Origin of the sequence: Agilicoccus flavus, from assembly GCF_014857905.1 — a bacterium.
Lineage (GTDB): Bacteria > Actinomycetota > Actinomycetes > Actinomycetales > Dermatophilaceae > Agilicoccus > Agilicoccus flavus.
The window spans coordinates 1-25,463 of sequence record NZ_JACYXE010000001.1; the positions used below are offsets into that span (position 1 = coordinate 1).

Here is a 25,463-nt window from a genome sequence, read left to right on the forward strand (position 1 = left end):
CCGTGCGCGAGACCGACCTCGACCGGGGGACCCTCGTGCCGCAGGTGGGCCCGCTCATCACCCGGCAGGAGACGATCGCGCCGGTGCGCATCTGGGAGTCGCCGTCGGGGGCGACGCTCGTCGACTTCGGTCAGAACCTCGTCGGCTGGATCCGGATGCGCGTCCCGGCCGGGGCGGACGCCGGGACCGAGGTCGTCGTCCGGCACGCGGAGGTGCTCGAGCACGAGGAGCTCGGCACCCGTCCGCTGCGGGGCGCCAAGGCCACCGACACGTTCGTGCTCTCCGGCGGCGAGGACGTCTTCGAGCCGACGCTGACGTTCCACGGGTTCCGGTACGCGGAGGTCACGGGCTTTCCCGGGCAGCTCACCCCGGACGCGCTCGAGGCCGTCGTGGTCCACTCGGACATGCGGCGCACCGGGTGGTTCGAGTGCTCCGACCCGCTCGTGAACCAGCTGGTGAGCAACTCGGTCTGGGGCCAGAAGGGCAACTTCCTCGACGTGCCGACCGACTGCCCCCAGCGCGACGAGCGACTCGGGTGGACCGGCGACATCGCCGCCTACGCCGCGACCGCGAGCTACCAGTTCGACACGGCCGACTTCCTGCACAAGTGGCTCGTCGACCTCGAGGTCGAGACGGCCCACCACCCGGCCGGCCATGTGCCCTACGTCGTGCCGGATCCTCTGAAGTACGCCGACTTCGCGTCCTCCGACGTGGAGTTCGGCAGCTCGTGGCAGGGGCCCACGGCAGTGTGGGGCGACGCGGCGGTCTGGGTGCCACAGGCCCTGTGGCACGCCTACGGCGACCGCGACCGGCTGGCCGCCCACTACCCGGGCATGGTCCTGCACCTGGACTCGGTCGAGAAGGCGCTCTCGCCGAACGGGCTGTGGGACACCGGCTTCCAGTTCGGGGACTGGCTCGACCCCGACGCCTCCCCGCACGACCCCGCCGCCGCCAAGGCGGACAAGGGCGTCGTCGCGACGGCCTGCCTCTACCGCTCCGCCCGGTTCGCGGCCTTCAGCGCGTGCGAACTGGGCAAGGTCGAGGACGCGGCGCGCTGGGAGGCGCTGGCCGAGCGGACCCGCGCGGCGTTCGTCGCGCACTACGTGACGCACGACGGGCGGATCACCTCGGACTGCGCCACCGTCTACGCCCTGGCCATCTGCTTCGGGCTGCTCGACGAACCCCGGCAGGCGGCGGCCGGGGAACGGCTCGCGCAGGTCGTCGCCGAGCGCGACTACACGGTGACCACCGGATTCGCCGGCACGCCCTACGTCACGTGGGCCCTCTCGGAGACCGGGCACGTCGACGCCGCCTACCGGCTCCTGCTCGAGAAGGCGTGCCCGAGCTGGCTCTACCCCGTGACGATGGGCGCCACCACGATCTGGGAGCGCTGGGACTCGATGCTCCCCGACGGCACCATCAATCCCGGCGAGATGACGAGCTTCAACCACTACGCCCTCGGCACCGTCGCCGACTGGCTCTACCAGGTCGTCGCCGGCCTCCGCCCCGCCGCGCCCGGCTACGCGGGAGTCCTGTTCAAGCCCACCCCCGGGCCCGGCCTCGACTGGGCCAAGGCCACTCTCGACTCCCCGCACGGCCGGATCGAGTGCGGCTGGCGCCGGGAGGGCGACGGCTACGCCGTCGAGGTCGTCGTGCCGGACGGCGTCGAGGCCACGGTCGAGCTCCCGGACGGCAGCACCCACGCCGTGACCTCCGGTGCCCACACCTTCACCGGCGCCTGAGGGGACACGATCGCGTCACGTTTCCATCAGGGCCTTGTCAGGCGCGGTGTGAGACGTTTCAATACCGCCTAGGTGGTCAGCTCGCTCCAGGGTCGACCTCGCGACGTCGCGGTTCGCGCACGTCACCACCGCGGCCCCGCGCCGCCGTACCAGGGAGACAACGATGACTCCGATCCGCCGGACCAGCGCCATGCTCGCCGTCGTCGCTCTGGGGATCCTCCCCGCGGCGGCCTGCACGAAGAAGAACGATTCTTCGTCCTACGGCGGCGCGCCCGCCACGGGCGCGGCGACGAGCGCGAGCGCGGGTGGCGGCGCGAAGGCCAAGGTCGCCTTCGTGCCCAAGCTGCAGGGCATCCCCTACTTCGAGGCGATGAACGCCGGCGGCAAGAAGGCCGCCGAGGAGATGGGCACGATCGAGTGGCTCTACCAGGGCCCGACGCAGGCGGACGCGGCCGCGCAGGCCGACATCGTCCGGTCGTTCATCCAGCAGAAGGTCGACGCCATCATCGTCGCCCCCAACGACCCCGACTCGATGGCCCCGCTGCTCAAGCAGGCCAAGGACGCCGGCATCTCCGTGGCGACCTCCGACACCGACGCGCCGAACTCGGTGCGCGAGGTCTTCGTCAACCAGGCGACGGCCCAGGGCATCGGCGAGGGGCTCACCGACTCCCTCCTCGAGGCGATGGGCGACAAGGGCACCTACGCGATCGTCTCGTGCGGCCAGACGGCCGAGAACCTCAACGCGTGGATCAAGGTGCAGCGCGACTACACGGCCAAGAAGTACCCCCAGGCCAAGATCGTCGACGTCGTCTACGCCGGCGAGGACCAGGCCAAGGCGACGCAGATGGCGACCGACCTCATGAACGCCCACCCCGACCTCACCGGCCTCGTCGGCGAGTGCACGAGCTCGGCCCCCGGCGTCGCCCAGGCCGTGAAGGACGCGGGCAAGATCGGCAAGGTCTTCACCGTCGGCCTCGGCACCCCGCAGTCGATGAAGCCGTACCTCACCGACGGCTCCTCGAGCGCCTCGATCCTCTGGGACGTCGAGAACCTCGGGTATCTCACGGCGTGGACCGGCGCGCAGCTCGCCGAGGGCAAGACCCTCGCCGCGAAGAACAAGGTCAACGACAAGCTGCCCGACGTGGCGTTCGACTCGGCGACGAAGATGCTGCTCCTCGGCCCGGCCCTGGAGATCACGAAGGACAACGTCGACCAGTTCAACTACTGACCGATGACGTCGACCGTGACGTCGTCGCGGCCGGGGGCGGGGCCCGACGCCCCCGCCCGGCTCGCGATGACGGGGATCTCCAAGCGATTCGGCGCGGTGCGGGCCATCCGGCAGGCCGATCTCGTCGTCCGTCCCGGGACGGTCCACGCCCTCGTGGGCGAGAACGGCGCCGGCAAGTCGACGATGATCAAGATCCTCGCCGGCGTCGAGACGCCCGACACCGGCGACATCGAGGTCGACGGCTCCCCCGCCTCGATCCGCGGGACGAGCGACGCCCTCGCGCTCGGGATCGCCACCGTCTACCAGGAGCCGCAGCTCTTCGGCGAACTCACCGTCTCGGAGAACATCTTCATCGGGCGGGAGGTGCGGCGGGGCGCCCGCGTCGACTGGGCCGCCCAGCACGCGCAGGTCGTCGACGTGCTCGACCTGCTCGGCCTCCCGCCGCGCGTGGCGACCGCCACCGTCGCGGACCTGCCGATCGCGACCCAGCAGCAGGTCTCCATCGCCAAGGCACTCGTCGGCAACGCGCGGATCCTCATCCTCGACGAGCCGTCGGCGATCCTCACCGACGCCGAGATCGACGTCCTCTTCACCGTCGTGCGGCGGCTCGTCGCCTCCGGGGTGAGCGTCATCTACATCAGCCACCGGCTCGACGAGCTCTTCCGGATCGCCGACGAGGTCACCGTGATGCGCGACGGCGCGACGATCGGCACCTATCCCATCGGGGACCTCACCGTGCGCCGCGTCGCCGAGCTCATGGTCGGCGGCATCCTCACGCAGGAGAAGGCGGTCCGGGCCCCGACGCAGGACACGCCGGCGCTGGAGCTGTCCGGGCTGGGCCGGGTCGGCGCCTTCCACGACGTCGACGTGGCGGTGCGGCCCGGCGAGGTCGTCGGCCTCTACGGTCTCGTCGGCTCGGGCGTCTCGGAGATCGCGGCGTGCGTCTACGGGATCGACCGGGCGACGTCGGGGACGATCACGCTCGCCGGCCGGCAGGTGCGGCCGAAGAACCCCGGCCACGCCAAGCGCCTCGGCATCGCGCTCCTCCCGGCGAACCGCAAGCAGGAGGGCATGTTCTCCTTCCAGTCGATCGCCTTCAACATCTCCGCCGGGCACCTCGACCGGCTCTCCAAGGCCGGCTTCTGGGTCGATCGCGCCGCCGAGCGGACCGTCGCCCGCGACCTCATCAAGCGCCTGGCCGTGAAGACGCCGAGCGAGAAGCAGGCGATCGGCGCGATGTCGGGCGGCAACGCCCAGAAGGTCGTGCTCGCCCGCCAGCTCGTCAGCCGACCCGAGGTGCTCGTGCTCGCCGAACCGACCCAGGGCGTCGACATCGGCGCGAAGGAGGAGATCCACAAGATCATCGCCGAGCTCGCCGCCGAGGGGACCGCCGTGCTCGTCGTCACCTCCGACCTGCCCGAGGCCCTGCGCGTCGCCGACCGACTCGTCGTCGTGCGCGGCGGCACGACAACGGTGGAGTTCGGGCCCGACGCGACGCAGGTCGACGTCCTCGCCGCGGCCGCCGGCCACGACGATCCCTCCGACGCCTCCGATCCCGAGCAGGACTCATGACGACGACGGCCCCCCCGACCTCGCCCCGGCCGACGCGACGCGCGCGCGTCCTGCCGCCCCCGATCGCGGGGCAGGAGCTCGTGCTCGTCGCCGTCATCGCGCTCATGTGGGTCGTCCTCGCGCTGACGACCCCGGCGTTCGCCAGCGCCGGATCGATCCAGCCCCTGCTCGTCGCCACCGCGCCCATCGCCCTGGCCGGGATCGGCATGACGATCGTCATCATCACCGGCGGCATCGACGTCTCGGTCGGCGGGATGATGATGGTCTGCGCTGTGGTGACCGCGAAGGCGCTCGTCGCCTTCGAGCTCGCGCTGCCCCTCGCCCTCGGGCTCTCCGTCGCCGTCGGGGGGCTGCTCGGCCTCGTGAACGGCCTGCTCATCGCCTACGGCCGCGTCCACGCGATCATCATCACGTTCGGCACGATGAACGTCTTCCTCTTCGTCGGCCTCCAGATCTTCGCCTCGCGCACGGTCAACGGCATCCCCTCGACGCTGCAGTTCTTCGGCCGCGGCGTCGCCGGGCGCACCCTCGGCGTCCCGCACGCCTTCGTCCTCACGCTGCTCATCGCGGCCATCGCGTGGTGGTACCTGCGCCACACCGCCGGAGGGCGGCATTTCTACGCCATCGGCGGCGACGCGCAGGCGGCCCGGCTCGCGGGCATCGACGTGCGGGGGCGCATCCTCGCCGCGTACGTCGTCACGGGCCTGCTCGTCGGGCTGGCCTCGTGCTTCCTCATCGCCCAGGGCACCTCCTCGCTCGACCAGTCCGTCGGCAACGGCAAGGAGCTCGCCGTCATCGCGGCCGTCGTCATCGGCGGCACGTCGATCATGGGCGGGCGCGGGTCGGTGCTCGGGACCGTCCTCGGCGCCCTGCTCGTCCAGACCGTCACCTCGGGCGTCACGCAGCTCGGCTGGCCCTCGCAGCTGTCCGACCTCTTCGTCGGCATCTTCATCATCGTCGCCGTCGGCGCCGACCTGCTGCGCGAGCGCGCCCGACGACGACGCCTGCGCGCGAAGGGAGCCGCGGCATGAGCACCTCGACGCAGGCGCCGACCCCGGCCGGCCCCGACCCGGCGCCCCGGCCGGCGGCGGCCGAGCGTGGCGACTCGATCGGTGCCCGAGCGCTGCGGGCGGTCCTCACCCAGCGGATCACCCTTCTCGCCGTTCTCATCGTCGTCGTCGTCCTCTCCTACGTCGCCCTCGACGCGGGCGGCTACCTCACCGCGCCCTACGACCCCGACTACCTGAGCGCCTCGCTCATCAACGCCGTGCCCCTGGCGATGCTCGCCCTGGCCGAGCTGCTCGTCATCCTCTCGGGCCGCGGCGGCATCGACCTGTCGGTCGGCGCGATCGTCGCGCTGTCGGGGATGGTGTTCGGGTTCATGTACGGCCAGTGGGGCTGGCCGTTGTGGCTCGCCGTCGTCGCGACGGCCGGCTTCGGCGCGCTGTGCGGGGCCCTCAACGGGTTCCTCGTCGCCTACATCGGTTTCCCCGCGCTCATCGCGACGCTGGCGACGTTCTACGCCTTCAAGTCCCTCGCGATCGTCGTCAACCAGCAGTCCCCGATCTCGACCCCGCCGATCCAGGAGCTGTACTCGCTGACGCGCTCGGTCGAGATCCCCGTCATCGGCGGGCAGATCCCGGACGTGCCGCTGGGGATCTTCACCTTCCTGCTCCCGACGGTCCTCATCGTGTGGCTGCTGCTCGCGCGGACGACGTACGGCCGGCGCCTCTACGCCGTGGGCACGAACGACGTCGCCTCGCTGTGGGCGGGCCAGCCGGTGCGCGCGACGCGCTTCGGCGCCTACGCCCTGGCCGGGCTCATCTCCGGGCTCGTCGCGGTCGTCACCGTCGCCCAGTTCGCCTCGGCCCGGCCCGACGCCGGCGTCTCGGGCAACGGCATGGCGCTGCCGGCCATCACCATCGCCGTGCTCGGCGGGGTCGCCATCACCGGCGGCATCGGCCGGGTCGCCGGCGTCGTCCTGGCGACGCTGCTCATCGTGTGGCTCAACGCCGGCATCCTGCTCGCCTTCGTCGGCAACGAGGGCTCGCAGTACCAACTCCTCGCCCTCGGCGTCGTCCTCGTCGCCGCGGCCCTGCTCAACGGCTTCGCGGGACGGCGGTACGGCGTGGCCGACTGACCGCCCCTCCCTGAGCCCGGGTTCGCTCGACCGCATTCCTCACGTCTTCCGCTTGAAACGTATCAATGCTAGGTTGCTGGGACGACGTCCCCGACGAAGGAGGCACCGTGGTCGACACCGGAGTGACACGCCGGCTCGCCGCGAGCGCGATGAGCTCGCCGCAGCGCGCCTGCTTCCTGCTGAGGGTGCGCCCCGAGCGGCTCGAGCCGTACCTCGAGGCGCACGAGCACGTGTGGAGCGACATGCGCCAGGCGCTCACCGACTGCGGCTGGCAGCACTACTCCCTCTTCGTCGACCCGCAGGACGGGCTCGTCGTCGGCTACTTCGAGACCCGGCCCGGCACGACGACCGCGCAGGCCATGGAGGCGATGTCCGGTCAGGAGGTCGACGCACGCTGGCAGGCGGGCATGGCCGACTACTTCACCTCCGACGGCGGCACGCCCCGGCTGCTGTCGCAGTACTTCTACCTGCCCTGAGCACCGCCACCCGACCTGAGCGGCACCGCCCCCCAGCCGCCCCCACCCCACCGCGAAAGGCATCGACGATGACCGACCTGAGCCAGCTCGACGACCGGGCCCGCACGCTCCTGACCGAGCAGACCATCGAGCTGCCGAGCTGGGCGTTCGGCAACTCCGGCACCCGCTTCAAGGTCTTCGGGTCGCCCGGCACGCCGCGCGATCCGTTCGAGAAGATCGCGGACGCCGCGCAGGTCAACGCCTTCACCGGGGCCGCGCCGCGCGTCTCGCTGCACATCCCGTGGGACCGCGTGGACGACATGTCGGAGCTGACGCGGCACGCCAAGGAGCTCGACGTCGCGATCGGGGCGATCAACTCCAACGTCTTCCAGGACGACGACTACAAGCTCGGCTCCCTGTGCAACCCCGACCCGTCGGTCCGGGCCAAGGCGGTCGCGCACCACATCGCCTGCCTCGACGTCATGCGCGAGACCGGCAGCACCGACCTGAAGATCTGGCTCGCCGACGGCCTCAACTACCCCGGGCAGGACGACCTGCGCGCCCGCCAGGAGCGGCTCGCCGAGGGGCTGGCGCAGATCTACGCCGCCCTCGACCCCGAGATGCGGATCATCCTCGAGTACAAGTTCTTCGAGCCCGCGTTCTACTCCACCGACATCCCCGACTGGGGCACCTCGCTGCTGCACTGCATGGCCCTCGGGGACCAGGCGATGGTCGTGCTCGACACCGGCCACCACGCGCCGGGCACGAACATCGAGTTCATCGTCGCGCAGCTGCTGCGCATCGGGCGGCTCGGCGCGTTCGACTTCAACAGCCGCTTCTACGCCGACGACGACCTCATGGTCGGCGCCGCCGACCCCTTCCAGCTCTTCCGGATCATGCACGAGATCGTCCGAGCCGGTGCGCTCGCGGCCGACTCCGGCGTCAACTTCATGCTCGACCAGTGCCACAACATCGAGGACAAGATCCCCGGCCAGATCCGCTCGGTGATGAACGTCCAGGAGGCGACCGCCAAGGCGCTGCTCGTCGACGCCGACGCGCTGCGCGCCGCGCAGACCGCGGGCGACGTCCTCGCCGCCAACGCCGTCCTCATGGACGCGTACAACACCGACGTCCGCCCCCTCCTCGCCCAGCTGCGCGAGGAGAAGGGCCTGGCGCCCGACCCGATGCGCGCGTTCCTCGAGTCCGGCTATCTCGCCCGCATCGCCGACGAGCGGGTCGGTGGCGCTCAGGCCGGCTGGGGCGCCTGAGCCGATGGAGCGTGTCTACGCCGCCGTCGACCTGGGCGCCTCGAGCGGACGGGTCATCGCGGGCGTCCTCGACGGGGACCGGATCGACCTCGTCGAGACCGCCCGCTTCGACAACGGGCCGGTCGAGGTGCCCACCGGGGTCGGGCCCCGCCTCCACTGGGACGTGCTCGGCCTGTGGCGCGAGATCGTGCGCGGCCTGCGGGCGGCCGCGCACGACGTCGGCCCGCTCGACGGCGTCGGCATCGACACGTGGGGGGTCGACTACGGGCTCCTCGACGCCCGGGGGGCGCTGTCGGCGAACCCGGCGAGCTACCGCTGCGGGCGCCTCGACGGGGTCCGCGAGCGCGTCCTCGCGGTCCTCGACCCCGTCGAGACGTACGCGACGAGCGGGGTCCAGTACCACGCGTTCAACACGATGTTCCAGCTCGTCGCCGACGACCCCCGCACCCTGGCCGGGGCCGAGTCGGCCCTGCTCATGCCCGACCTGCTGGGCCACTGGTTGTCGGGTCGCCGGGTGGCCGAGGTGACGAACGCGTCGACGACGGGGCTCCTCGACGCCCGCAGCCGGCGCTGGAGCCCACGGCTCTGCGAAGCCCTCGAGCGGGAGTTCGGGGTGCCGGCCGCGCGGCTGCTGCCCGAGCTCGTCGAGCCCGGCACCGTCCTCGGGCCGGTGCGCGGGCAGGTCGGCGGCCTGCAGACCCCCGGCGGGGAGCCGACCCCGCTCGTCGCGGTCGCGTCCCACGACACCGCCTCGGCGGTCCTCGCGGTCCCGGCGCGACACGACCGGTTCGCGTACGTCTCGTGCGGCACGTGGTCGCTCGTCGGCCTCGAGCTCGACGAGCCGGTGCTCACGCGGGCCTCCTACGAGGGCAACTTCTCCAACGAGCTCGGCGTCGACGGGACCGTCCGCTACCTGCGCAACGTCATGGGCCTGTGGGTCCTCAACGAGTCCCTGCGCACCTGGGAGGAGCAGCGCCTCGGGTTGGACCTGCCGGGCCTCCTCGGGCAGGCGGCGCAGGAGGCGCCGCGCCGCACGCTCGTCGACCTCGACGGCGAGCAGTTCCTCGCCCCCGGCGACATGCCGGACCGGATCGCCGAGGCCGCCCGAGCGAGCGGCCAGCCCGTCCCGACGACCCCCGCGCAGGTGACCCGCACCATCCTCGACTCGCTCGCCCTCGCCTACCGGCTCGCGATCGCCCAGGCGTGCTCCCTCGCGGGGCGCGAGGTCGACGTCGTCCACATGGTCGGCGGCGGGGTCCGCAACGAGCTCCTGTGCCGGCTCACCGCCGACGCCACCGGCCTCCCGGTCGTCGCCGGCCCGGAGGAGGGCACCGCGATGGGCAACGTGCTCGTCCAGGCCCGGGCGACCGGGGCCATCACCGGGGATCGGAACGCCCTGCGCCGGATCGTCGACGCGTCGACGAAGACCCGCCGGTACGAGCCCGACCCCGAGGCCGCCGACGCGTGGGCCGACGCCGAGCGCCGGTTCCGCGACCGCTTCCGGAGCTGACTCAGCCGACCCGTCCGCCGTGAGGCAGCAGGGAGGAGCGGTAGATCGAGGAATAGCGCACCGGCTTCCCGCTGCGCGGGGCCTCGATCATCATCCCGTCGCCGACGTAGAGGCCGACGTGGTGGATCGTCGACGGGCTCCCGCCGAAGAAGACGAGGTCGCCGGGGGCCAGGTCCGAGACGGGCACGCGCGCGGTCTCGCGGTACTGCGCGACCGACCAGTGCGTGAGGCCGTGTCCGGCGGCCTTCCACGCCCCCTGGGTGAGACCGGAGCAGTCCCAGCGGTCGGGACCGGCCGCGGCCCACAGGTACATCTCGCCGAGCTGGGCCTTCGCGAACTCGATGGCGGTGCGGGCGGAGTCCGAGTCGGGCTCCGGCAGGTCCTGCGGGGCCGACACCGACGCCGACCGGGCGCCCGGGGCGGCGCTCGCCGCGGTGGCTCGTGCGGCGGCGGCCGCGGCGGCGGCCCGGGCTCGCGCTCGCGCCTCGGCCTTGGCGCGGGCGGCGGCGAGCGCGTCCTGACGCTGCTGTTCGAGGGCGGCCGACGTGCGGTTGAGGCGGGCGAGCTCGGCGACGAGGGCCGTGCGCCGGGTCTCCAGCGCGGTCTGCTCGGCGGCCGCCGCCTCCTGCTCCGTCTGCGCGGCGGCGAACGCGTCCTGCGCGGCCGTGGCGGCCGCCTTCTGGCGCAGGTGCGCGGCCGCGGCGGCCCGCTGGGCGGCGGCCGCCCGGGCCGCCGAGGTCTGCGCGGACACGAGGGTGGCGTCGCGGAAGCCGGTGACGGCGTCGAGGTCGGCGGCGTTGCGCGCGACGTCCCCGGTGCCCTCGACGAGGCCGAGGATCGTGCCGAACGCGCCGAGGCTGCCACCGGCCATGTACGTGTGGGCGGCGAGGTCGTCGACGTCGTCCTTGGCCGCGAGCGCGGACCGGGCGGTCGCCGAGGCCGCGCGGACGGCGGCGTCCGCCTCCGCGGTCCGGGTCGCGAGGAGCACGCGGGCGCCGTTGTAGGCCTCGGCGGCGGCTGCTGCGCGGTCGCTCACCGCGTCGAGACGGGTCTCGGCGGCGTCGAGTTCCCGCTGGAGCGCGACCGCGCGGGCGGCGGCCCGGGCCGCGGCGGCCTTCGCCGCGTCGACCTGCCCCTGGGTGGGCGCCGGTGGCGGGGTCGGTTCGGCGTGGGCGGCGGAATGCGGACCCACCGCGCCCGCCGTGGCCAACGCGATGAGACTGATGGTCGCCGCGGCACGCGCGCGCGATCGTCGATCGAGCATGAAGAACCTTCCACCCTGGTGTCGCCGAGGACGCGGCGCCACGTTCCCCGCCCCCGGGTGGCACCCGCCCGTTCAGTGTGCGCGGGCGCGGCCGGATCGCCGCGCGACACACGCCTCTCATGGACGACATCGACCACATCCGAACGAAATCGAGGGGATCCCTTGACCCTTCCCCGTCCCGACCCCTGGCGGCCGCGTTGACAAGGGATCGCTCCACCGAGTTGGCTGTCCCGTCCCCTCCCCCCTGAACCCCCTGCGCACCGGGTGTCCGAGCCCGTCGCGCGGCAGAACCGGAGCCCTGCATGACCCCCGAATGGGTATCGATCATCGCCCTCGTGCTGCTCTTCGTCGTCGGCACGGTGTTGCCCATCAACATGGGGGCCCTCGCGTTCGTCGCGGCGTGGCTCGTGGGCATGTTCTCCCTCGACATGAAGGAGAAGGACATCATCGGCGGGATGAGCGGCGACCTCGTCCTCACGCTCGTCGGCGTCACGTATCTGTTCGCCATCGCGAAGAACAACGGGACGGTCGATCTCATCGTCCGGTCGGCCGTGAAGCTGGTCGGCGGTCGGGTGGCTCTCATCCCGTGGGTGATGTTCGGGGTCACGGCCCTGCTCACCGCGATCGGGGCCGCGAGCCCCGCTGCGTGCGCCATCGTCGGACCCGTCGCCCTCGGCTTCGCGGGCGCGTTCGGCATCAACCCGCTGCTCATGGGCATGTTCGTCGTCCACGGCGCCCAGGCGGGCGGCTTCTCCCCCATCAGCATCTACGGGACGATCACCAACTCGGTCATGGCCGAGAACGGCTTGCCGACCAACGAGATCGCCGTCTTCGCCGTGAGCTTCGTCGTCAACCTGCTCATCGCGGCCCTGCTCTACGCCGTGCTCGGGCGGAACCTGGCCCGCGGGGGCCGCGTCGACGCCGCCGTCGACACCGATGCCGCGCACGCCTCGCTGCCGAGCCCCGGCGGCGCCACCGCGGTCTCCGCCGAGACCGGCGCGGGCGCGGGCCACGGGAAGGCGACCACCGCTCAGCTCATCACGCTGTTCATGTTCATCGCCGTCGCGGGGCTCTCGCTCGTCTTCGACAAGAACATCGGCTTCACCTCGATCACGGGCGCCGTCCTGCTCACGGCCATGTTCCCCCGGGAGCAGAAGGGCGCCGTCTCCCAGATCGCCTGGGCCACCGTGCTCCTCGTCGCCGGCGTCAGCACCTTCGCCGCCGTCCTCGAGGAGGCCGGGGCCCCCGAGTACGTCGGCACGTGGGCCGCGGGCTTCTCGACGGCGGTCCTCGGGGCGCTCGTGCTCTGCTATGTCGGCGGCATCGTCTCGGCCTTCGCCTCCTCGACCGCGCTGCTGCCGATCATCATCCCCATCGCCATCCCGCTCATCCGCAGCGGGGACGTGAGCCCCGTCGCGATCGCCGCGGCGCTGTCGGTCGCCTCGACGATCGTCGACGTCAGCCCGTACTCGACGAACGGCGCCCTCATGGTGGCCAACCGGCCCGACACCATCACCGAGGAACGGTTCTACAAGCAGGTCCTCGGCTACGCCGCCATCGTCACCCTCGTCGGCCCCCTGCTCGTCTGGGCCGCCGTGGTCCTGCCGGGCTGGTGAGGGTCCCGCCCGCCGCCGACCTCAGCGGTCAGCGGCGGGCGTCGACGGCCACCACACCCGCGGGCCGACGAGCGTGAACAGCGCGGGGATGACGACGGTCCGCACGACGAAGGTGTCGAGCAGGATGCCGATGCCGACCGTGATGCCGATCTGCGTGAGCGTGATGAGCGGCAGCACCCCCAGCACGACGAACACGGCCGCGAGCACGACGCCGGCGCTCGTGATGACGCCGCCGGTGAGGGCCACCGCTCGCACGATGCCGGTGCGCGTGCCGTGCTCGGCCGCCTCCTCGCTCGCGCGCGTGACGAGGAAGATCGTGTAGTCGACGCCGAGGGCGACGAGGAAGAGGAACGAGAACAGCAGCACCGAGGTCTCGAGGCCGGGGAAACCGAACACGCGGGTGCTCAGCCACGCCCCCGCCCCGATCGCCGCCACCGCGCTGAGGGTCGTCGCCGCGATGAGCAGCAGGGGTCCGACCACGGCCCGCAGCAGGGCGAACAGGACGAGCAGGACGACCCCGAGGATGAGGGGCACGATGCGCAGCAGGTCGCCCCGGGCCGCGTCGCGGCTGTCGAGCTGGGCCGCGTCGGAGCCACCGACGAGCGCCTGCGCGCCGGGGATCGCGCCGAGCCGGTCGCGGAGGGCCTGCACGGCGTCGAAGGCCCCCGGCGAGGCCGGGTCGGCGCCGAGCACGACCTGCCAGCGGGTCAGGCCGTCGGCGGTCGAGCCCGTCGGGCGCACCCCCACCACCCCGGGCGTCTCGGTGATCGTCGAGCGCACCGCCGCCGAGGAGTCCGTCCGTGCGAGGACGGTCGTGGGATTCACCTGACCCGCCGGGTAGTGCGCGCGCAGCGTCTCGAACCCGTCGACCGACTGCGCGGCCACCCGGAACTGCTGGGTCTGTTCGAGGCCGATGCGGACCCCCGACAGGCCGAGGGCGCAGACGAACAGGAGCGGGACCGTGATGCCGAGGACGAGCACCGGCCGGCGGGCGACACCCGAGGCCAGTCGGTACCAGCCGCCGCCGGCGGCCGGGTCGGGGTCGCCGGCGCGCGGGACGAACGGCCAGAACAGCCCCCGCCCGCAGACGGCGAGCGCGGCGGGCAGCAGGAGCACCGCGTACGCGAGCGCCACGAGCAGGCCCGTCGCCGCCGCCACGCCGAGGATGCGGGTGCTGGGGATGGCCGCGACGAGCAGCGTCGCCAGGGCGAGGACGACGGTGACGTTGGAGGCGAGCACCGCAGGCCCCGTGTGGCGGAGCGCTCGGCGCAGCGCGCGGCGGTGGTCGGTCTCGCGGCGCAGCTCCTCCCGGTAGCGGGAGACGAGCAGGAGGGCGTAGTTCGTGCCGGCGCCGAAGACGAGGACGCTCGTGATGCCCGTCGTCGACCCGTCGAGGGAGAGCCCGAGGCCGTCGCCGACGTGCCCCGCGAGGATCTGGGCGACCCGGTCGGCGAGGCCGACGACGAGCAGGGGGACGAGCCAGAGGACCGGGGAGCGGTAGGTGAGCAGCAGGAGCACCGCCACGACGGCCGCCGTGACGAGGAGCAGCCGCAGGTCGGCCCCGGCGAAGGCGCCGGCGGTGTCGGCGCCGAACGCCGGGCCGCCGGTGACCTGCACGACCAGCCCGGCCGGGAGGCCTGTCGCGGCCTGCGTGCGCAGGTCCGCGACGACGTCGGCGAGGTCCCCGCCGGTGCGGTCGGTGCTCACCGGCACGATCGCGAGCGTGGCCTTCCGATCCGGGGAGGGGACGACGGGGGCCGCCTGCGCGCCCTCGTCGGCGGCCCCGGCCACGCCCCGGTCGACGGTGTACATCCGCGAGCGGGACTGGGCCGCCGCCGCGAGGTCGGCCCCCGTCAGTTCGCCCCCGTCGGCCCGGGAGTACACGGCGATGGCCGGCGCGACGTCGCCGTCGGGGAAGGTCGCGAGCAGGGCCTCGACCCGCGACGACTCGGCGTCGGCGGGGCGGGAGTCCGGGGCGGTGGAGCTCGACGACGACCCCGCCGCGAACACGGCCCCGGAGAGCAGGACGCCGAGGAGGAGCACGACCCACGCCCCCGCCCGCGAGGAGACGAGGCCGCCCAGCCCCCACCAGGGGCCGCGCTCGTCGCGCCGCTTACCCGTCTGCGCGTCGACGGGGCGGACGGCGGTGGGGTCGGCCGGCGGCCGGGTCGAAGATGGCATGCCGCAACTATCTCAGCGACTGAGAGAAATGCCAAGCCGGGCGGGTTAGGATCGCCGGGTGCCCGACCCGACCGACGACCGCGCCGCGCTCGATCGCGCCGCACCGGAACGGGCCGCACCGGAACGGGCCGTCCTGGAACGATCGGTCGCGGAGCAGGTCGCCTCCCTCTCGGACGCGGCCCAGCACCTCGGGCGGACCTTCGCCGCGGGCCACGACCTGCACGACACCGACTTCCGCGCCCTCAGCCTCATCCACGTCAGCGAGCTGCGCGGCGACCCGGTGACCCCGGGCGTCCTGGGCGCCCACCTCGGGCTGAGCAGCGGCGCCGTGACGTATCTGCTGGACCGGCTCGGCCGCGCCGGTCACGTCATCCGCGACCGCGACCCCTCCGACGGGCGCCGCGTGATCCTGCGCTACGCCGACCACGGCCGCGAGGTCGCCACCGACTTCTTCGGCCCCCTCGGCGCCCATCAGCACCGCGCGCTGGTCGGCCTCCCCGACGCCGACCTCGAGGCCGCGACCCGCGTCCTGCGCGCCGTGACGGGGGCGCTGCGCGCGTACGACGCCCAGATCACCGACCCGGCCGCGACGGAGGACACGGGCGAGGCGTGAGGGCCGTCCGGGCATCGGAAAGGCCCCCCACCGCACGGTGGGGGGCCTTTTCCGAGCCGCTTGTCGGAATCGAACCGACGACCTATTCATTACGAGTGAATCGCTCTGGCCGACTGAGCTAAAGCGGCGCTGCACCGAGTGGCCGGTGCGACTCACGACTATACCGATCGCTCCCGTGGACTCCCAAATCAGACGAGCCTGCGAGTCGGAGGGAGCGCGACCGAGAGCATCCAGCGGTGACCGGGCCGCACGGGTCGGGCGAGCAGGATCAGCAGGACGTGTTCGCGGCCGGTGTCTTCCCCTGCAGCAGGTAGGCGTCGACGGCGCGGTCGACGCACGTGTTGCCCATGACGTAACCGGTGTGGCCGTCGCCGTCGCGCGTGACGAGGTGGCCGTTCTCGAGCTCGGAGGCGAGACGCTGCGCCCACTCGTAGGGGGTGGCGGGGTCGCGCGTGGTGCCGACGACGACGATCGGTCCGCTGCCGGCGGCGGTGATCTTCTCGGGTCGGTCGACCGGGGGCACGGGCCACGTCTCGCACGTCGAGGAGCCCCACGCCATGAACGGGCCCCACGTGGGCGCCTTGGCGGCGAACTGCTTCTCCTTGGCCTCCATCGTCGCGAGGTCGGCGGGCTTGGAGCCCCGGTCCAGGCAGTTGACGGCCGAGATGACCTGCATGATATTGCTCGTGTACCTGCCGTCCTCGCGGCCCGCGTACTGCTCGGCGAGGTTGAACAGCGTCGTGCCGTCGCCCTTGAGGCCGTTGCGCAGCGCGTCGGTGAGACCGTCCCACAGCTCCTGGCTGTACATGGCCTGCGCGAGCCCGGTGGAGGCCCAGCCCTCGGTGAGCTTCGAGACGCCGGCACCGTCGCTGACCGGCAGCGGCCGGGCGTCGACGTCGCGCAGGAACTCCCGCAGCCGCGACATGGCGCGCTCCTCGTCGGCGCCGAGCGGGCAGTCGCCCTCGGCGATGCAGTGCTTGACGTAGGCGCGCGTCGCCCGCTCGAACCCCTCGGCCTGGCCGAGGTTGACCTCGTCGTTGGTCAGGTCGGGCGCGATGGCGCCGTCGAGGACGAACCGGCCCACGTTGGCGGGGAACAGGCCCGCGTACGTCGCGCCGAGGAACGTCCCGTACGACTTGCCGAGGTAGTTGAGCTTCGGGCTCGCGAGGGTGGCGCGGGCGATGTCCATGTCCTTCGCGGCGTCGAGCGTCGACACGTGCGGCAGGAGCTGCGGGTACTTCGTCAGGCAGGCCTTGCCGAACGCCCGCGCCTGGTCGCGCAGGGCGTCGTCCTCGGCCTGGTCGTCGGGGGTGGGGTCGAGCCCGATCATGTCGTCCATCTCGGCGGCGTCGATGCACGTGATGGGGGTGGAGTGACCGACCCCGCGGGGGTCGACACCGACGAGGTCGAAGGTGCGCCGCACGTCGGAGGTGACGATGAGGTCCGCCGCGGCCGCGTAGTCGACCGCGGATCCGCCCGGCCCGCCGGGGTTGACGAGCATCGCGCCGTTCGTCGCCTTGCCGGAGGAGGCGGGCACCTTGAGCATCCGCAGCTTCGTGGACCCGCCGGTCGGTTTCGCGTAGTCGAGCGGGACGGAGACGTCGGCGCACTGCGCGTCGGGGGCGTTGGGCGTGGCGCAGTCCGACCAGGACAGCTTCTGCTCGTAGAAGGAGGCGAGCGCCTCCTGCCCCTGCGGCGGCCGGGTCGCCGCGGCCTGGCTCGTGGGGTCGGGCGTCGCGGCCCCGGGGCCGGTCGAGCAGCCCGACGCCGCCATCGTCACGGCGGCGGCCATCGCCCACCACCTGCGGGAAGTACGTCGGGCCACGACTGTCCTCTCACGTGTCGTACCGGGGCCTGGAGTCGACGGCGGCGGCGCGCCGACCGGGGGAACCGGGCGTCGCTCCACGCTACCGGGCGCTCACCCCACCTCACGACCTCCGGCGCGCGGTTGCGCACCGACGGCCCCGCGGGCGGCCCGCCGACCGTTCAGCGGCGCGGGAGCCGCAGCGACACCGCCATCGCCTCGAGGGCGAGCAGCGGTGGCACGTTCGCCTCGATGCGCTCGCGGGCGGTCGTGATCGCGTCCATGGCGGCGAGCAGCTGCGTCGGGTCCATCGCATGAGCGACCTTCTCGACGTCGGGGCGCAGGTCCTCGTTGACGAGGTCGACGGGCGAACCCAGATGGAGCAGCAGCGCGTCGCGGTAGGCCGACATGAGGTCGACGAGGGAGCGGTCGACGACGTCGCGCGCGAAGCGGGTGGCGCGCGTCTTCTGCTCCTTCTCGAGCGCGGCCAGCCTGGCCCGCACCGCGGGCGGCTGGGTCCGGGCCGCCGGATCGGCCCCGAGGGTCTCGAGGAGCTTGGTGCGCTCGGCGGCGTCGCGCTCGGTGGAGGACGCGGTCGTCTCCTCCCCCGCGATCGAGGCGAGGTCGGCCGCGGCGGCGAGCGCGTCGACCGTCGTGCGGATGCGGGTGCTCATGCGCACGACGTCGCGGCGGCGGATGCGGGCGCCCTCGTCCCGCGCGAGTCGCCGGGCGAGCCCGATGTGGCTCTGGGCGGCCCGCGCCGCGTACATGGCCATCGAGGGGTCGACGCCGTCGCGCCGCACGAGGAGGTCGGCCACGTCGCGGACCGGCGGGGTGCGCAGGCGCACGTGCCGGCTGCGGCTGCGCAGGGTGATGATGACGTCCTCGAGGGCGGGGGCGCACAGGACCCAGACGGTGCGGGCGACGGGCTCCTCGATGGCCTTGAGCAGGGCGTCGGCCGCGCGTTCGGTGAGGCGGTCGGCGTCCTCGACGATGATGACGCGCCACGCCCCGACCGACGGCCGGTGGGCGGCGGCGTCGGCGAGCTCGCGGGCCCGGGCCACCTGGATGGACAGCCCCTGGGTGGCCACGACGTCGACGTCGGCGTGCGTCCCGTCGAGCGCGGTCCGGCACTCGTGGCACTGCCCGCAGCCGCCCCGCTCGCACAGCAGGGCGGCGGCGAAGGCGCGCGCCGCGTTGGACCGGCCCGACCCCGGCGGCCCGGTGAACAGCCACGCGTGGGTCATCGAGCCGGGGTCGGCGACGGCCCGCGTCAGCGTGTCGACCGTCCTGCTCTGCCCGACGAGGTCGGCCCAGACGCTCACGACACCTCCCCGGGGGCCGCGAGGCCGAGCAGGGGCGCGAGTCGATGCCGCACCTCGCCCGCGAGGTCGTCGGCGGGGCGGGCCGCGTCGAGGACGAGGTACCGCCCCGGCTCGGCGGCGGCGAGGGCCAGGAAGTGGGCCCGGACGCGGGCGTGGAAGTCGTCGGGCTCGGACTCGAGCCGGTCGTGGACCTCACCTCGCCGGGCGCGCCCCTGCCCGGGGTCGATGTCGAGCAGCACCGTGAGGTCGGGCAGCAGCCCGCCGGTCGCCCACAGGGAGAGGTCGCGGACGTGCTCGGCCGGCAGGTCGCGCCCCGCGCCCTGGTAGGCGACCGAGGAGTCGAGGTAGCGGTCGGAGACGACCACCCGGCCCGCCGCGAGGGCGGGACGCACGACGGTGTCGACGTGGTGGGCCCGGTCGGCCGCGAAGAGGAGGGCCTCGGCGCGCGGGCCGACGGCGTCGCCGTGCAGGAGGAGCCGGCGGACCTCCACGCCCAGCGGCGTGCCGCCCGGCTCCCGCGTCAGGACCGGCGGCCGGCCCGCCTCCGCCAGCCAGGCGGCCAGACGCTCGATCTGGGTGGTCTTGCCGGCCCCGTCGCCGCCCTCGAGGACGACGAACACCCCGTCTGCGTGGCTCGCGGCCGACCTCGGCGCCGAGGCGGTGGACGGAACGGGGAAGGTGCTCACGGCGGCAGCCTAGGGGAGGGCACCGACACCGTCCCCGACCGTCCGGCGACGGGCGAGGCCCGCGCCGACGTCCGACGCGCCGGGGCGTGTCGGGCGGGCGTGTCGGGCGGGGGCGGGTCGGGCGGGGGCGTGGTCAGGCGTAGGTGTTGACGTTCGTGCCGAGCGGGCCGTCGGTGGCCAGCGGCAGCGACATCGCGTCGATGAGGCGGGCGGCGGCGTCGGTCTGGCTGTCCATGACCTTCTTCAGCACGGACACCTGCGCGTCCTGCGCGGCGGCCGCGGTGCGGCTCGAAAGGATCGTCTGCGCCAGTGCGGCGACATCCATGTCTGCTCCTCGAGTGCTGTTTCGGGGTGGGCCTCATGCCCCTTGCGCGCGTCCCATCGGCCCAGGTCAGCGGCATCTGAGGGCTCCCGGACGAGCGCCCGGACACCGTTGCGCGAGCTACCGACCCGCGCCCTGCCGCGCCCCGCTCCGGCCGCGTCACGCGGTCCGCTGGGGTCGCCCCGGGACACGCGAAGGCCGCCCCCGACGTCGTCGGGGGCGGCCTTCGGCGTGGGCCGGCTCGGGTCAGGCGCCGAGCACGCTGCGCGTCACCGCGGACTGCTCGGTGAGCACCCCCGAGATGATGTTCTGCGCCTCGTTGATGCGCTCGACGGTCTGCGCGACGCCCTGGAGGGCGTGCACGACGGACCCGGCGTCGCTCTGGATCGCCGACACCTTGGAGTCGACCTCCTCGGTCGCCTTGGCGGTCTCGCGGGCGAGGTCCTTGACCTCGTTCGCGACGACGGCGAAGCCCTTGCCCGCGTCGCCCGCCCGGGCCGCCTCGATCGTCGCGTTGAGCGCGAGGAGGTTGGTCTGCTCGGCGATGCTCGTGATGACCTTCACGACGTTGCCGATCTCGACCGAGCTCGTGTTGAGGCTGTTGACGATCTTGCTGGCCTCCTCGGTGAGCCGCTGCGCGTCCGCGGCGACGTTGCTCGCCTCGAGCACGTTGCGCTCCACCTCGGTGATCGAGCTGAGCAGCTCCTGGCCCGCGGTCTCGGTGCGGCTCTGGGCGCGGTGGCGCTCGATCGCGTTGGACACGAGGAACGCCGTGTTGCGCAGCGCCCGCTCGCGGTCCTGGGTGAGGACGATGTCCTTCGTCGTGAAGAAGTCCATCGTGCCGACGACGTCGTTGTGGACGATGATCGGCAGGCAGACCCCCGACTTCACGCCGGCGCGCTGCGCGGCGGGTGCGCGGACGCAGTCGCTGACGACGCCGAGGTCGGGCTCGAAGACCATGTCGCGGGAGCGCCAGGCGCGCCCGGCCACGCCGACACCCTCGGCGAACGTCGCCTCGCGGGTGACGCGGCGGAACTCCTCGCCGGCGCTGCCGGACTCGAGGCTGTTGCGCAGGACGCGCTCGTTGAGGTCGAGGGCCCAGAACGAGCCGTACTCCCAGCCGAACTCCTTGCGCGTCGTGTCGAGCGCCGACTTGATGGCCTGCTCCTCGGTGGAGGACTCGGCGATCTCGCGGACGACGGCGTTGATGGCGGCCATGTCGTGCTCCATCTCGGAGCGACGCTCACCCTCGAGCACCCGCTCGAGCGCCTGCGACACGAGCTTGCCGGCGCAGCCGAGGACCGACTGGCGGACGGGTCCGGGCGTGTGGTTCGGGTCCGCCATGAAGTCCATCGTGCCGACGACCTCGCCCTCACGGATGAGGGGGAAGGCGACCGCGGACAGGATCCCGCTGCGGCTCGCGACGGGGGCGCGGACGCAGTCGCGGACCTCGGACAGGTCGGGCGCGAACACGAGCTGGCGCTGCTGCCACACCCGGCCGGCGAGACCGACGCCGCGGGCGAAGGTCGCGCTCAGGGTGACGTTGCGGAACTCGGGGCTGACGGTGCCCGACTCCTGGCGGAACTTGAGGACGCCGTCCTTCGGGTCGATCCACCAGCACGAGGCGTAGGTGACCTGGAACGCGTCCCGGATGACGTCGAGCGCCGACTGGATGACGTCGGTCGAGTTGCCGGCCGAGGTCATGCGCTCGGCCACGGTGCTGAGGGCCTCGACGTAGCCCGTCAGCTCCTCGTCATGGGCGGCGCTGGAGGTCGGCTCGAGCACCTTCTTGCGTTGACGGATCACAGTTACCCCTCGTCATGGCGGGCGACACTCCTTGCGCCCGTTCGCCTGGAGAAATCGGCCACCGGCCCCTCGATCTGAGCACCTCGACGCGACGGTCCGCCCCCGTCCGGGTCCGACGCGGCCCCGATCCGCCCCCGACCGCTCAGGCCGTACCCGGATTCCGACCTCGCCGTCGGTGCCACCGGCCGACGAGGCAGCCGTCGCCGAGGAGCAGGGTGGCGAGGTCCAGATCGAGATCGGTCGGCGGACCGACGAGCAGGCGCGGTTCCGCGCCCACGAGCCGGGGCACGAGGGTGGCGCACCACTCGTCGAGGCGGTCGGCGGCCACGAACGCGCCGGCCAGCGTCGGGCCGCCCTCGCAGAGCACCCGGCGCAGCCCTCGCTCGGCGAGCGCGTCGACGAGCGTCGACGGGTCGACCCGGCCCCGCCCCGCGACGAGCACCGCGTCCTGCCCGAGCCGCTCCCGCAGGGCCGGCAGGTCCGGCGCGTCGCTCGTCGTCGCGACGAGGACGTCGCCTCCGCCGCCACGGTCCGGTCGGTCGCGCCGGCTCGCCTCCCCGGCCTGCAGCAGCCGCTCCGGCACACGTCCCGAGGCCGTGACGACCGCGAGCGCGGCCGCCGCCGGACGGCCGTCGCGCAGCGCCGCCCACGTCGGGTCGGGGGCGACCGGCCCGTACCCCTCCGCCCGCACGGTGCCCGCCCCGACGACGATCACGTCGGCGAGGGCGCGCAGCAGCGCGAACACGCGCCGGTCGGCGGCCGTGTTGATCGAGCCCGTCAACCCGTCGGGGCCCGCCGCGGCCCCGTCGAGGCTGCTCACGAGGTTGCTGCGCACCACCGACCCCGCGCCCGGCGGGTAGGCGTACAGGCGCGCGAGCGTCGCGTCGTCCACGAGGCCGTCGCCCGGGCCCGGCGGCCGGCCCTCGAGGACGCCGGTCGCGTCGAGCAGGAGTCGCAGCCGCCCGTCCTCGGGGTCGGTCACGTGCCGGAGGAGGTCGTGGCGGTCGTGGCGGTCGTCGAGCTCTTCGAGGTCTTGCGGGCGGCGGTCTTCGTCGCGCCCGAGGCGGCGGCCTTCTTGGAGGTCGTCTTCTTGGTGGCGGCCTTCTTCGTCGTCGTCTTCTTCGCGGCCGTCTTCGTGCCCGCGGCGCGCTTGCGGGTCGTCGGGCCCTTGGCCCGCTTCTCGGCGAGCAGCTCGTAGCCCCGCTCGGCGGTGATCGTGCTCGGGTCGTCGTCGCGGCGCAGGGTCGCGTTCGTCTCGCCGTCGGTGACGTACGGCCCGAAGCGGCCGTCCTTGACGACGACGGGCCGCTCCGAGACGGGGTCGGTGCCGAGCTCGGCGAGCGGCGGCTTGGCCGCGGCCCGGCCGCGCTGCTTGGGCTGCGCGTAGATCGCGAGGGCCTCATCGAGGGTGATGTCGAAGAGCTGCTGCTCGCTCGACAGCGACCGGGAGTCGGTGCCCTTCTTCAGGTACGGCCCGTAGCGGCCGTTCTGCGCGGTGATCTCGACGCCCTCGGCGTCGGTGCCGACGACGCGCGGCAGGGACAGCAGCCGCAGCGCCGTGTCGAGGTCGATCGTCGCGAGGTCCATGCCGGTGAACAGGCTGGCGGTGCGCGGCTTGGCCTTGGCGGCCTTCTTCGCGCCGCGCTTCGGCGCGGCGGCCCCCTCCGGCGCGGGCTCCTCGGGCAGGAGCTCGGTGACGTACGGGCCGTAGCGGCCGGCCTTGGCGACGATGTCGCGGCCCGTCGAGGGCTCCTGGCCGAGGACCCGGCCGTCGTCGGAGGCCACCTCGAGCAGCTCCCGCGCCTTGGCGGCCGTCATCTCGTCGGGCGCGATGTCGTCGTTGATCGTGGCCCGCCGCGGCGTGGCGGGCGTCTGCGGGTCCGCGTCGGGGGCGACCTCTCCCGTGGCGGGGTCGACCCCCGCGGGGGTGACCTCCTCGACGTACGGGCCGTAACGCCCGACCCGCACGACCATCCCGTCGCCGAGCGGGATCGTCGAGATCTCGCGGGCGTCGATCTCACCGAGGTCGTCGACGAGCTGGCGCAGGCCCTGCGCGCTGCGGGCCTCGTCACCGAAGTAGAAGCGCCGGAGCCAGTCGACGCGGGCGACGTCGCCGGAGGCGATCTCGTCGAGGTCCTCCTCCATCCGGGCCGTGAACTGGTAGTCGACGAGCCGCGGGAAGTGCTCCTCGAGCAGGCGGGTCACGGCGAACGCGAGCCACCGCGGCACGAGCGCGTTGCCGCGCGTGCCCACGTAGCCGCGGTCCTGGATCGTCGCGACCGTCGCGGCGTACGTCGACGGTCGCCCGATGCCCAGCTCCTCCATCGCCTTGACGAGCGTGGCCTCCGTGTACCGCGGGGGCGGGGACGTCTCGTGCCCGTCCGCCTCGGCCTGGGCCACCCCGAGGGGGTCGCGCTCGGACAGCTTCGGCAGGCGACGGTCGGCCTCGCGCGCGGCGTTGGCAGCGCCGCGCGCGGCGGTCTCCTCCTCGTCGCGGCCCTCCTCGTAGGCCGCGAGGAAGCCGCGGAACGTGATGACCGTGCCGCTCGCCGAGAACTCGGCGGTCTGCGCCGTCGTGCCGCCGGCCGGCACGCCGCCGAGCGGGACGGCGATGCGGACCGACGCGGTCGACCCGCGGGCGTCGGCCATCTGGGAGGCGATCGTGCGCTTCCAGATGAGCTCGTACATCGCGAAGTCCTCGCCGCGCAGCTCGCCGGCGACCTGCGCCGGGGTGCGGAAGCGATCGCCCGCGGGGCGGATGGCCTCGTGGGCCTCCTGGGCGTTCTTCACCTTCTTCTCGTACCGGCGGGGCGACTCGGGCACGTACTGCTCGCCGTACATGTCCCGCGCCTGGTTGCGCGCGGCGTCCAGCGCCGACCGGCTCAGCGTCGTCGAGTCGGTCCGCATATAGGTGATGTAGCCGTTCTCGTACAGCCGCTGGGCCACGCGCATCGCGTTGCGGCTGCTCAGGCGCAGCTTGCGGCTCGCCTCCTGCTGGAGGGTCGACGTCGTGAAGGGCGCCGAGGGGCGGCGGGTGTACGGCTTCTCGCTCACCTCGGTGACCGTGCCGGATCCGGCCGCGACCGCCGTGGCGACCGCGGAGGCCCCCGCCTCGTCGAGGTGCAGCGCGCCGGCCGTGCGCAGGGTGCCGTCGTCGGCGAAGTCGCGGCCGGTGGCCACGCGGGCGCCGTCGAGCGACGAGAGCCGGGCGGTGAACTCGGCCGCGTCGCCCTCGGCGTGGGCCTGCGGCACGAACCGCGCCTGCACGTCCCAGTAGGAGGCGACGCGGAACGCCATCCGCTCGCGCTCCCGCTCGACGACGATGCGGGTGGCGACCGACTGCACGCGGCCCGCCGACAGACCCTGGCGGACCTTGCGCCAGAGCACGGGCGAGACCTCGTAGCCGTAGAGGCGGTCGAGGATGCGGCGGGTCTCCTGCGCGTCGACGAGCCGGGTGTCGAGATCGCGCGTGTTCTCGGCCGCCCGGAGGATCGCGTCCTTGGTGATCTCGTTGAAGACCATCCGGCGCACGGGGACCGTGGGCTTGAGCACCTCCTTGAGGTGCCAGGCGATCGCCTCGCCCTCGCGGTCCTCGTCGGTGGCGAGCAGGAGTTCGTCGGCGCTCTTGAGCAACCGCTTGAGCTCGGCCACCTTCTTCTTCTTGTCGGCGTCGACGACGTAGTAGGGGTCGAACCCGTGGTCCACGTCCACCGCGAAGCGCCCGTATGGGCCCTTCTTCATGTCGGCCGGGAGCTCGCTGGGGGTGGGCAGGTCGCGGATGTGGCCGACCGAGGCCTCGACGTCGTACCCCTCACCGAGGTAACCGGCGATCGACTTGACCTTCGTGGGCGACTCCACGATGACGAGCCGCCGCAGCTGGGTGTTGCTCACTCGCGCCTTCCCTTCCGTGCGCCGGGTCCGGGACCACGGC

19 protein-coding genes and 1 tRNA gene are annotated in these 25,463 nt (G+C 73.4%); 10 read left to right on the top strand and 10 right to left on the bottom strand.

All coding sequences use genetic code 11. The features are described 5' to 3' along the window. From ICW24_RS00005 to ICW24_RS00040, 8 genes are all read left to right on the top strand, one after another. Positions 1-1,742 (top strand): family 78 glycoside hydrolase catalytic domain (locus tag ICW24_RS00005; RefSeq protein ID WP_226343670.1); only part of this gene is annotated, 1,742 nt, incomplete at its 5' end. Positions 1,743-1,905: 163 nt separating this feature from the next. Further along, a complete protein-coding gene (locus ICW24_RS00010; RefSeq protein WP_226343671.1) occupies positions 1,906-2,970 on the top strand; it encodes an autoinducer 2 ABC transporter substrate-binding protein in 1,065 nt (354 codons plus the stop codon). Positions 2,971-2,973: 3 nt separating this feature from the next. Continuing rightward, complete coding sequence (locus ICW24_RS00015) at positions 2,974-4,542, top strand: sugar ABC transporter ATP-binding protein (protein ID WP_226343672.1); 1,569 nt, start codon at positions 2,974-2,976, stop codon at positions 4,540-4,542. Further along, positions 4,539-5,573 (top strand): ABC transporter permease, encoded by a 1,035-nt coding sequence (locus ICW24_RS00020; protein ID WP_226343673.1) that lies wholly within the window; start codon positions 4,539-4,541, stop codon positions 5,571-5,573. The genes ICW24_RS00015 and ICW24_RS00020 overlap by 4 nt, the downstream gene beginning before the upstream one ends. Further along, a complete protein-coding gene (locus tag ICW24_RS00025) occupies positions 5,570-6,682 on the top strand; it encodes an ABC transporter permease (RefSeq protein ID WP_226343674.1) in 1,113 nt (370 codons plus the stop codon). The genes ICW24_RS00020 and ICW24_RS00025 overlap by 4 nt, the downstream gene beginning before the upstream one ends. A 107-nt stretch (positions 6,683-6,789) precedes the next feature. Then, entirely contained in the window at positions 6,790-7,158 is a 369-nt protein-coding gene (locus ICW24_RS00030; protein WP_226343675.1) for an L-rhamnose mutarotase, read from the top strand. Positions 7,159-7,226: 68 nt separating this feature from the next. Further along, on the top strand, positions 7,227-8,405 hold the full coding sequence (gene rhaI, locus ICW24_RS00035; protein ID WP_226343676.1) for an L-rhamnose isomerase: 1,179 nt from the start codon (positions 7,227-7,229) through the stop codon (positions 8,403-8,405). A 4-nt stretch (positions 8,406-8,409) separates the two neighbouring features. After that, on the top strand, positions 8,410-9,915 hold the full coding sequence (locus ICW24_RS00040; RefSeq protein WP_226343677.1) for a rhamnulokinase: 1,506 nt from the start codon (positions 8,410-8,412) through the stop codon (positions 9,913-9,915). A gap of 1 nt (position 9,916) precedes the next feature. Here ICW24_RS00040 and ICW24_RS00045 read toward each other — a convergent pair whose 3' ends face one another. Beyond that, positions 9,917-11,179 carry a C40 family peptidase gene (locus ICW24_RS00045; RefSeq protein WP_226343678.1) on the bottom strand — a complete coding sequence of 421 codons (1,263 nt, stop codon included), beginning with the start codon at positions 11,177-11,179 and terminating at the stop codon, positions 9,917-9,919. 302 nt (positions 11,180-11,481) lie between these two features. On the opposite strand from ICW24_RS00045, the gene ICW24_RS00050 reads away from it, so the two are divergent. Further along, a complete protein-coding gene (locus ICW24_RS00050; protein ID WP_226343679.1) occupies positions 11,482-12,795 on the top strand; it encodes an SLC13 family permease in 1,314 nt (437 codons plus the stop codon). A gap of 21 nt (positions 12,796-12,816) precedes the next feature. On the opposite strand, the gene ICW24_RS00055 is transcribed toward ICW24_RS00050, so the two are convergent. Then, the gene (locus ICW24_RS00055; RefSeq protein ID WP_226343680.1) at positions 12,817-14,976 is read right to left on the bottom strand and encodes an MMPL family transporter; all 2,160 of its coding nucleotides are present in this window, start codon (positions 14,974-14,976) and stop codon (positions 12,817-12,819) included. A gap of 58 nt (positions 14,977-15,034) precedes the next feature. On the opposite strand from ICW24_RS00055, the gene ICW24_RS00060 reads away from it, so the two are divergent. Then, a complete protein-coding gene (locus tag ICW24_RS00060) occupies positions 15,035-15,589 on the top strand; it encodes a MarR family winged helix-turn-helix transcriptional regulator (RefSeq protein ID WP_226343681.1) in 555 nt (184 codons plus the stop codon). Between the two features lie 54 nt (positions 15,590-15,643). On the opposite strand, the gene ICW24_RS00065 is transcribed toward ICW24_RS00060, so the two are convergent. From ICW24_RS00065 to topA, 8 genes are all read right to left on the bottom strand, one after another. Beyond that, positions 15,644-15,717: transfer RNA gene (locus ICW24_RS00065), tRNA-Thr, on the bottom strand. A gap of 140 nt (positions 15,718-15,857) precedes the next feature. Then, the gene (locus ICW24_RS00070) at positions 15,858-17,381 is read right to left on the bottom strand and encodes an alpha/beta hydrolase (protein WP_226343682.1); all 1,524 of its coding nucleotides are present in this window, start codon (positions 17,379-17,381) and stop codon (positions 15,858-15,860) included. Between the two features lie 194 nt (positions 17,382-17,575). Further along, positions 17,576-18,718: a DNA polymerase III subunit delta' gene (locus ICW24_RS00075; RefSeq protein ID WP_226343683.1), complete on the bottom strand. Its 1,143-nt coding sequence runs from the start codon at positions 18,716-18,718 to the stop codon at positions 17,576-17,578. Further along, positions 18,715-19,404, bottom strand: a complete 690-nt coding sequence (gene tmk / locus ICW24_RS00080; RefSeq protein WP_226343684.1) for a dTMP kinase — start codon at positions 19,402-19,404, stop codon at positions 18,715-18,717. Before tmk ends, ICW24_RS00075 begins: the two co-directional genes overlap by 4 nt. 133 nt (positions 19,405-19,537) lie before the next feature. Next, positions 19,538-19,729, bottom strand: a complete 192-nt coding sequence (locus tag ICW24_RS00085) for a YjfB family protein (protein ID WP_226343685.1) — start codon at positions 19,727-19,729, stop codon at positions 19,538-19,540. A gap of 243 nt (positions 19,730-19,972) precedes the next feature. Then, a complete protein-coding gene (locus tag ICW24_RS19475) occupies positions 19,973-21,532 on the bottom strand; it encodes a methyl-accepting chemotaxis protein (protein ID WP_226343686.1) in 1,560 nt (519 codons plus the stop codon). 142 nt (positions 21,533-21,674) lie between these two features. Beyond that, a complete protein-coding gene (locus ICW24_RS00095) occupies positions 21,675-22,514 on the bottom strand; it encodes a dihydrofolate reductase family protein (protein ID WP_226343687.1) in 840 nt (279 codons plus the stop codon). Further along, positions 22,511-25,423, bottom strand: coding sequence for a type I DNA topoisomerase (gene topA / locus ICW24_RS00100; RefSeq protein WP_226343688.1), 2,913 nt, complete (start codon positions 25,421-25,423; stop codon positions 22,511-22,513). Before topA ends, ICW24_RS00095 begins: the two co-directional genes overlap by 4 nt. Between the last annotated feature and the right edge of the window lie 40 nt (positions 25,424-25,463).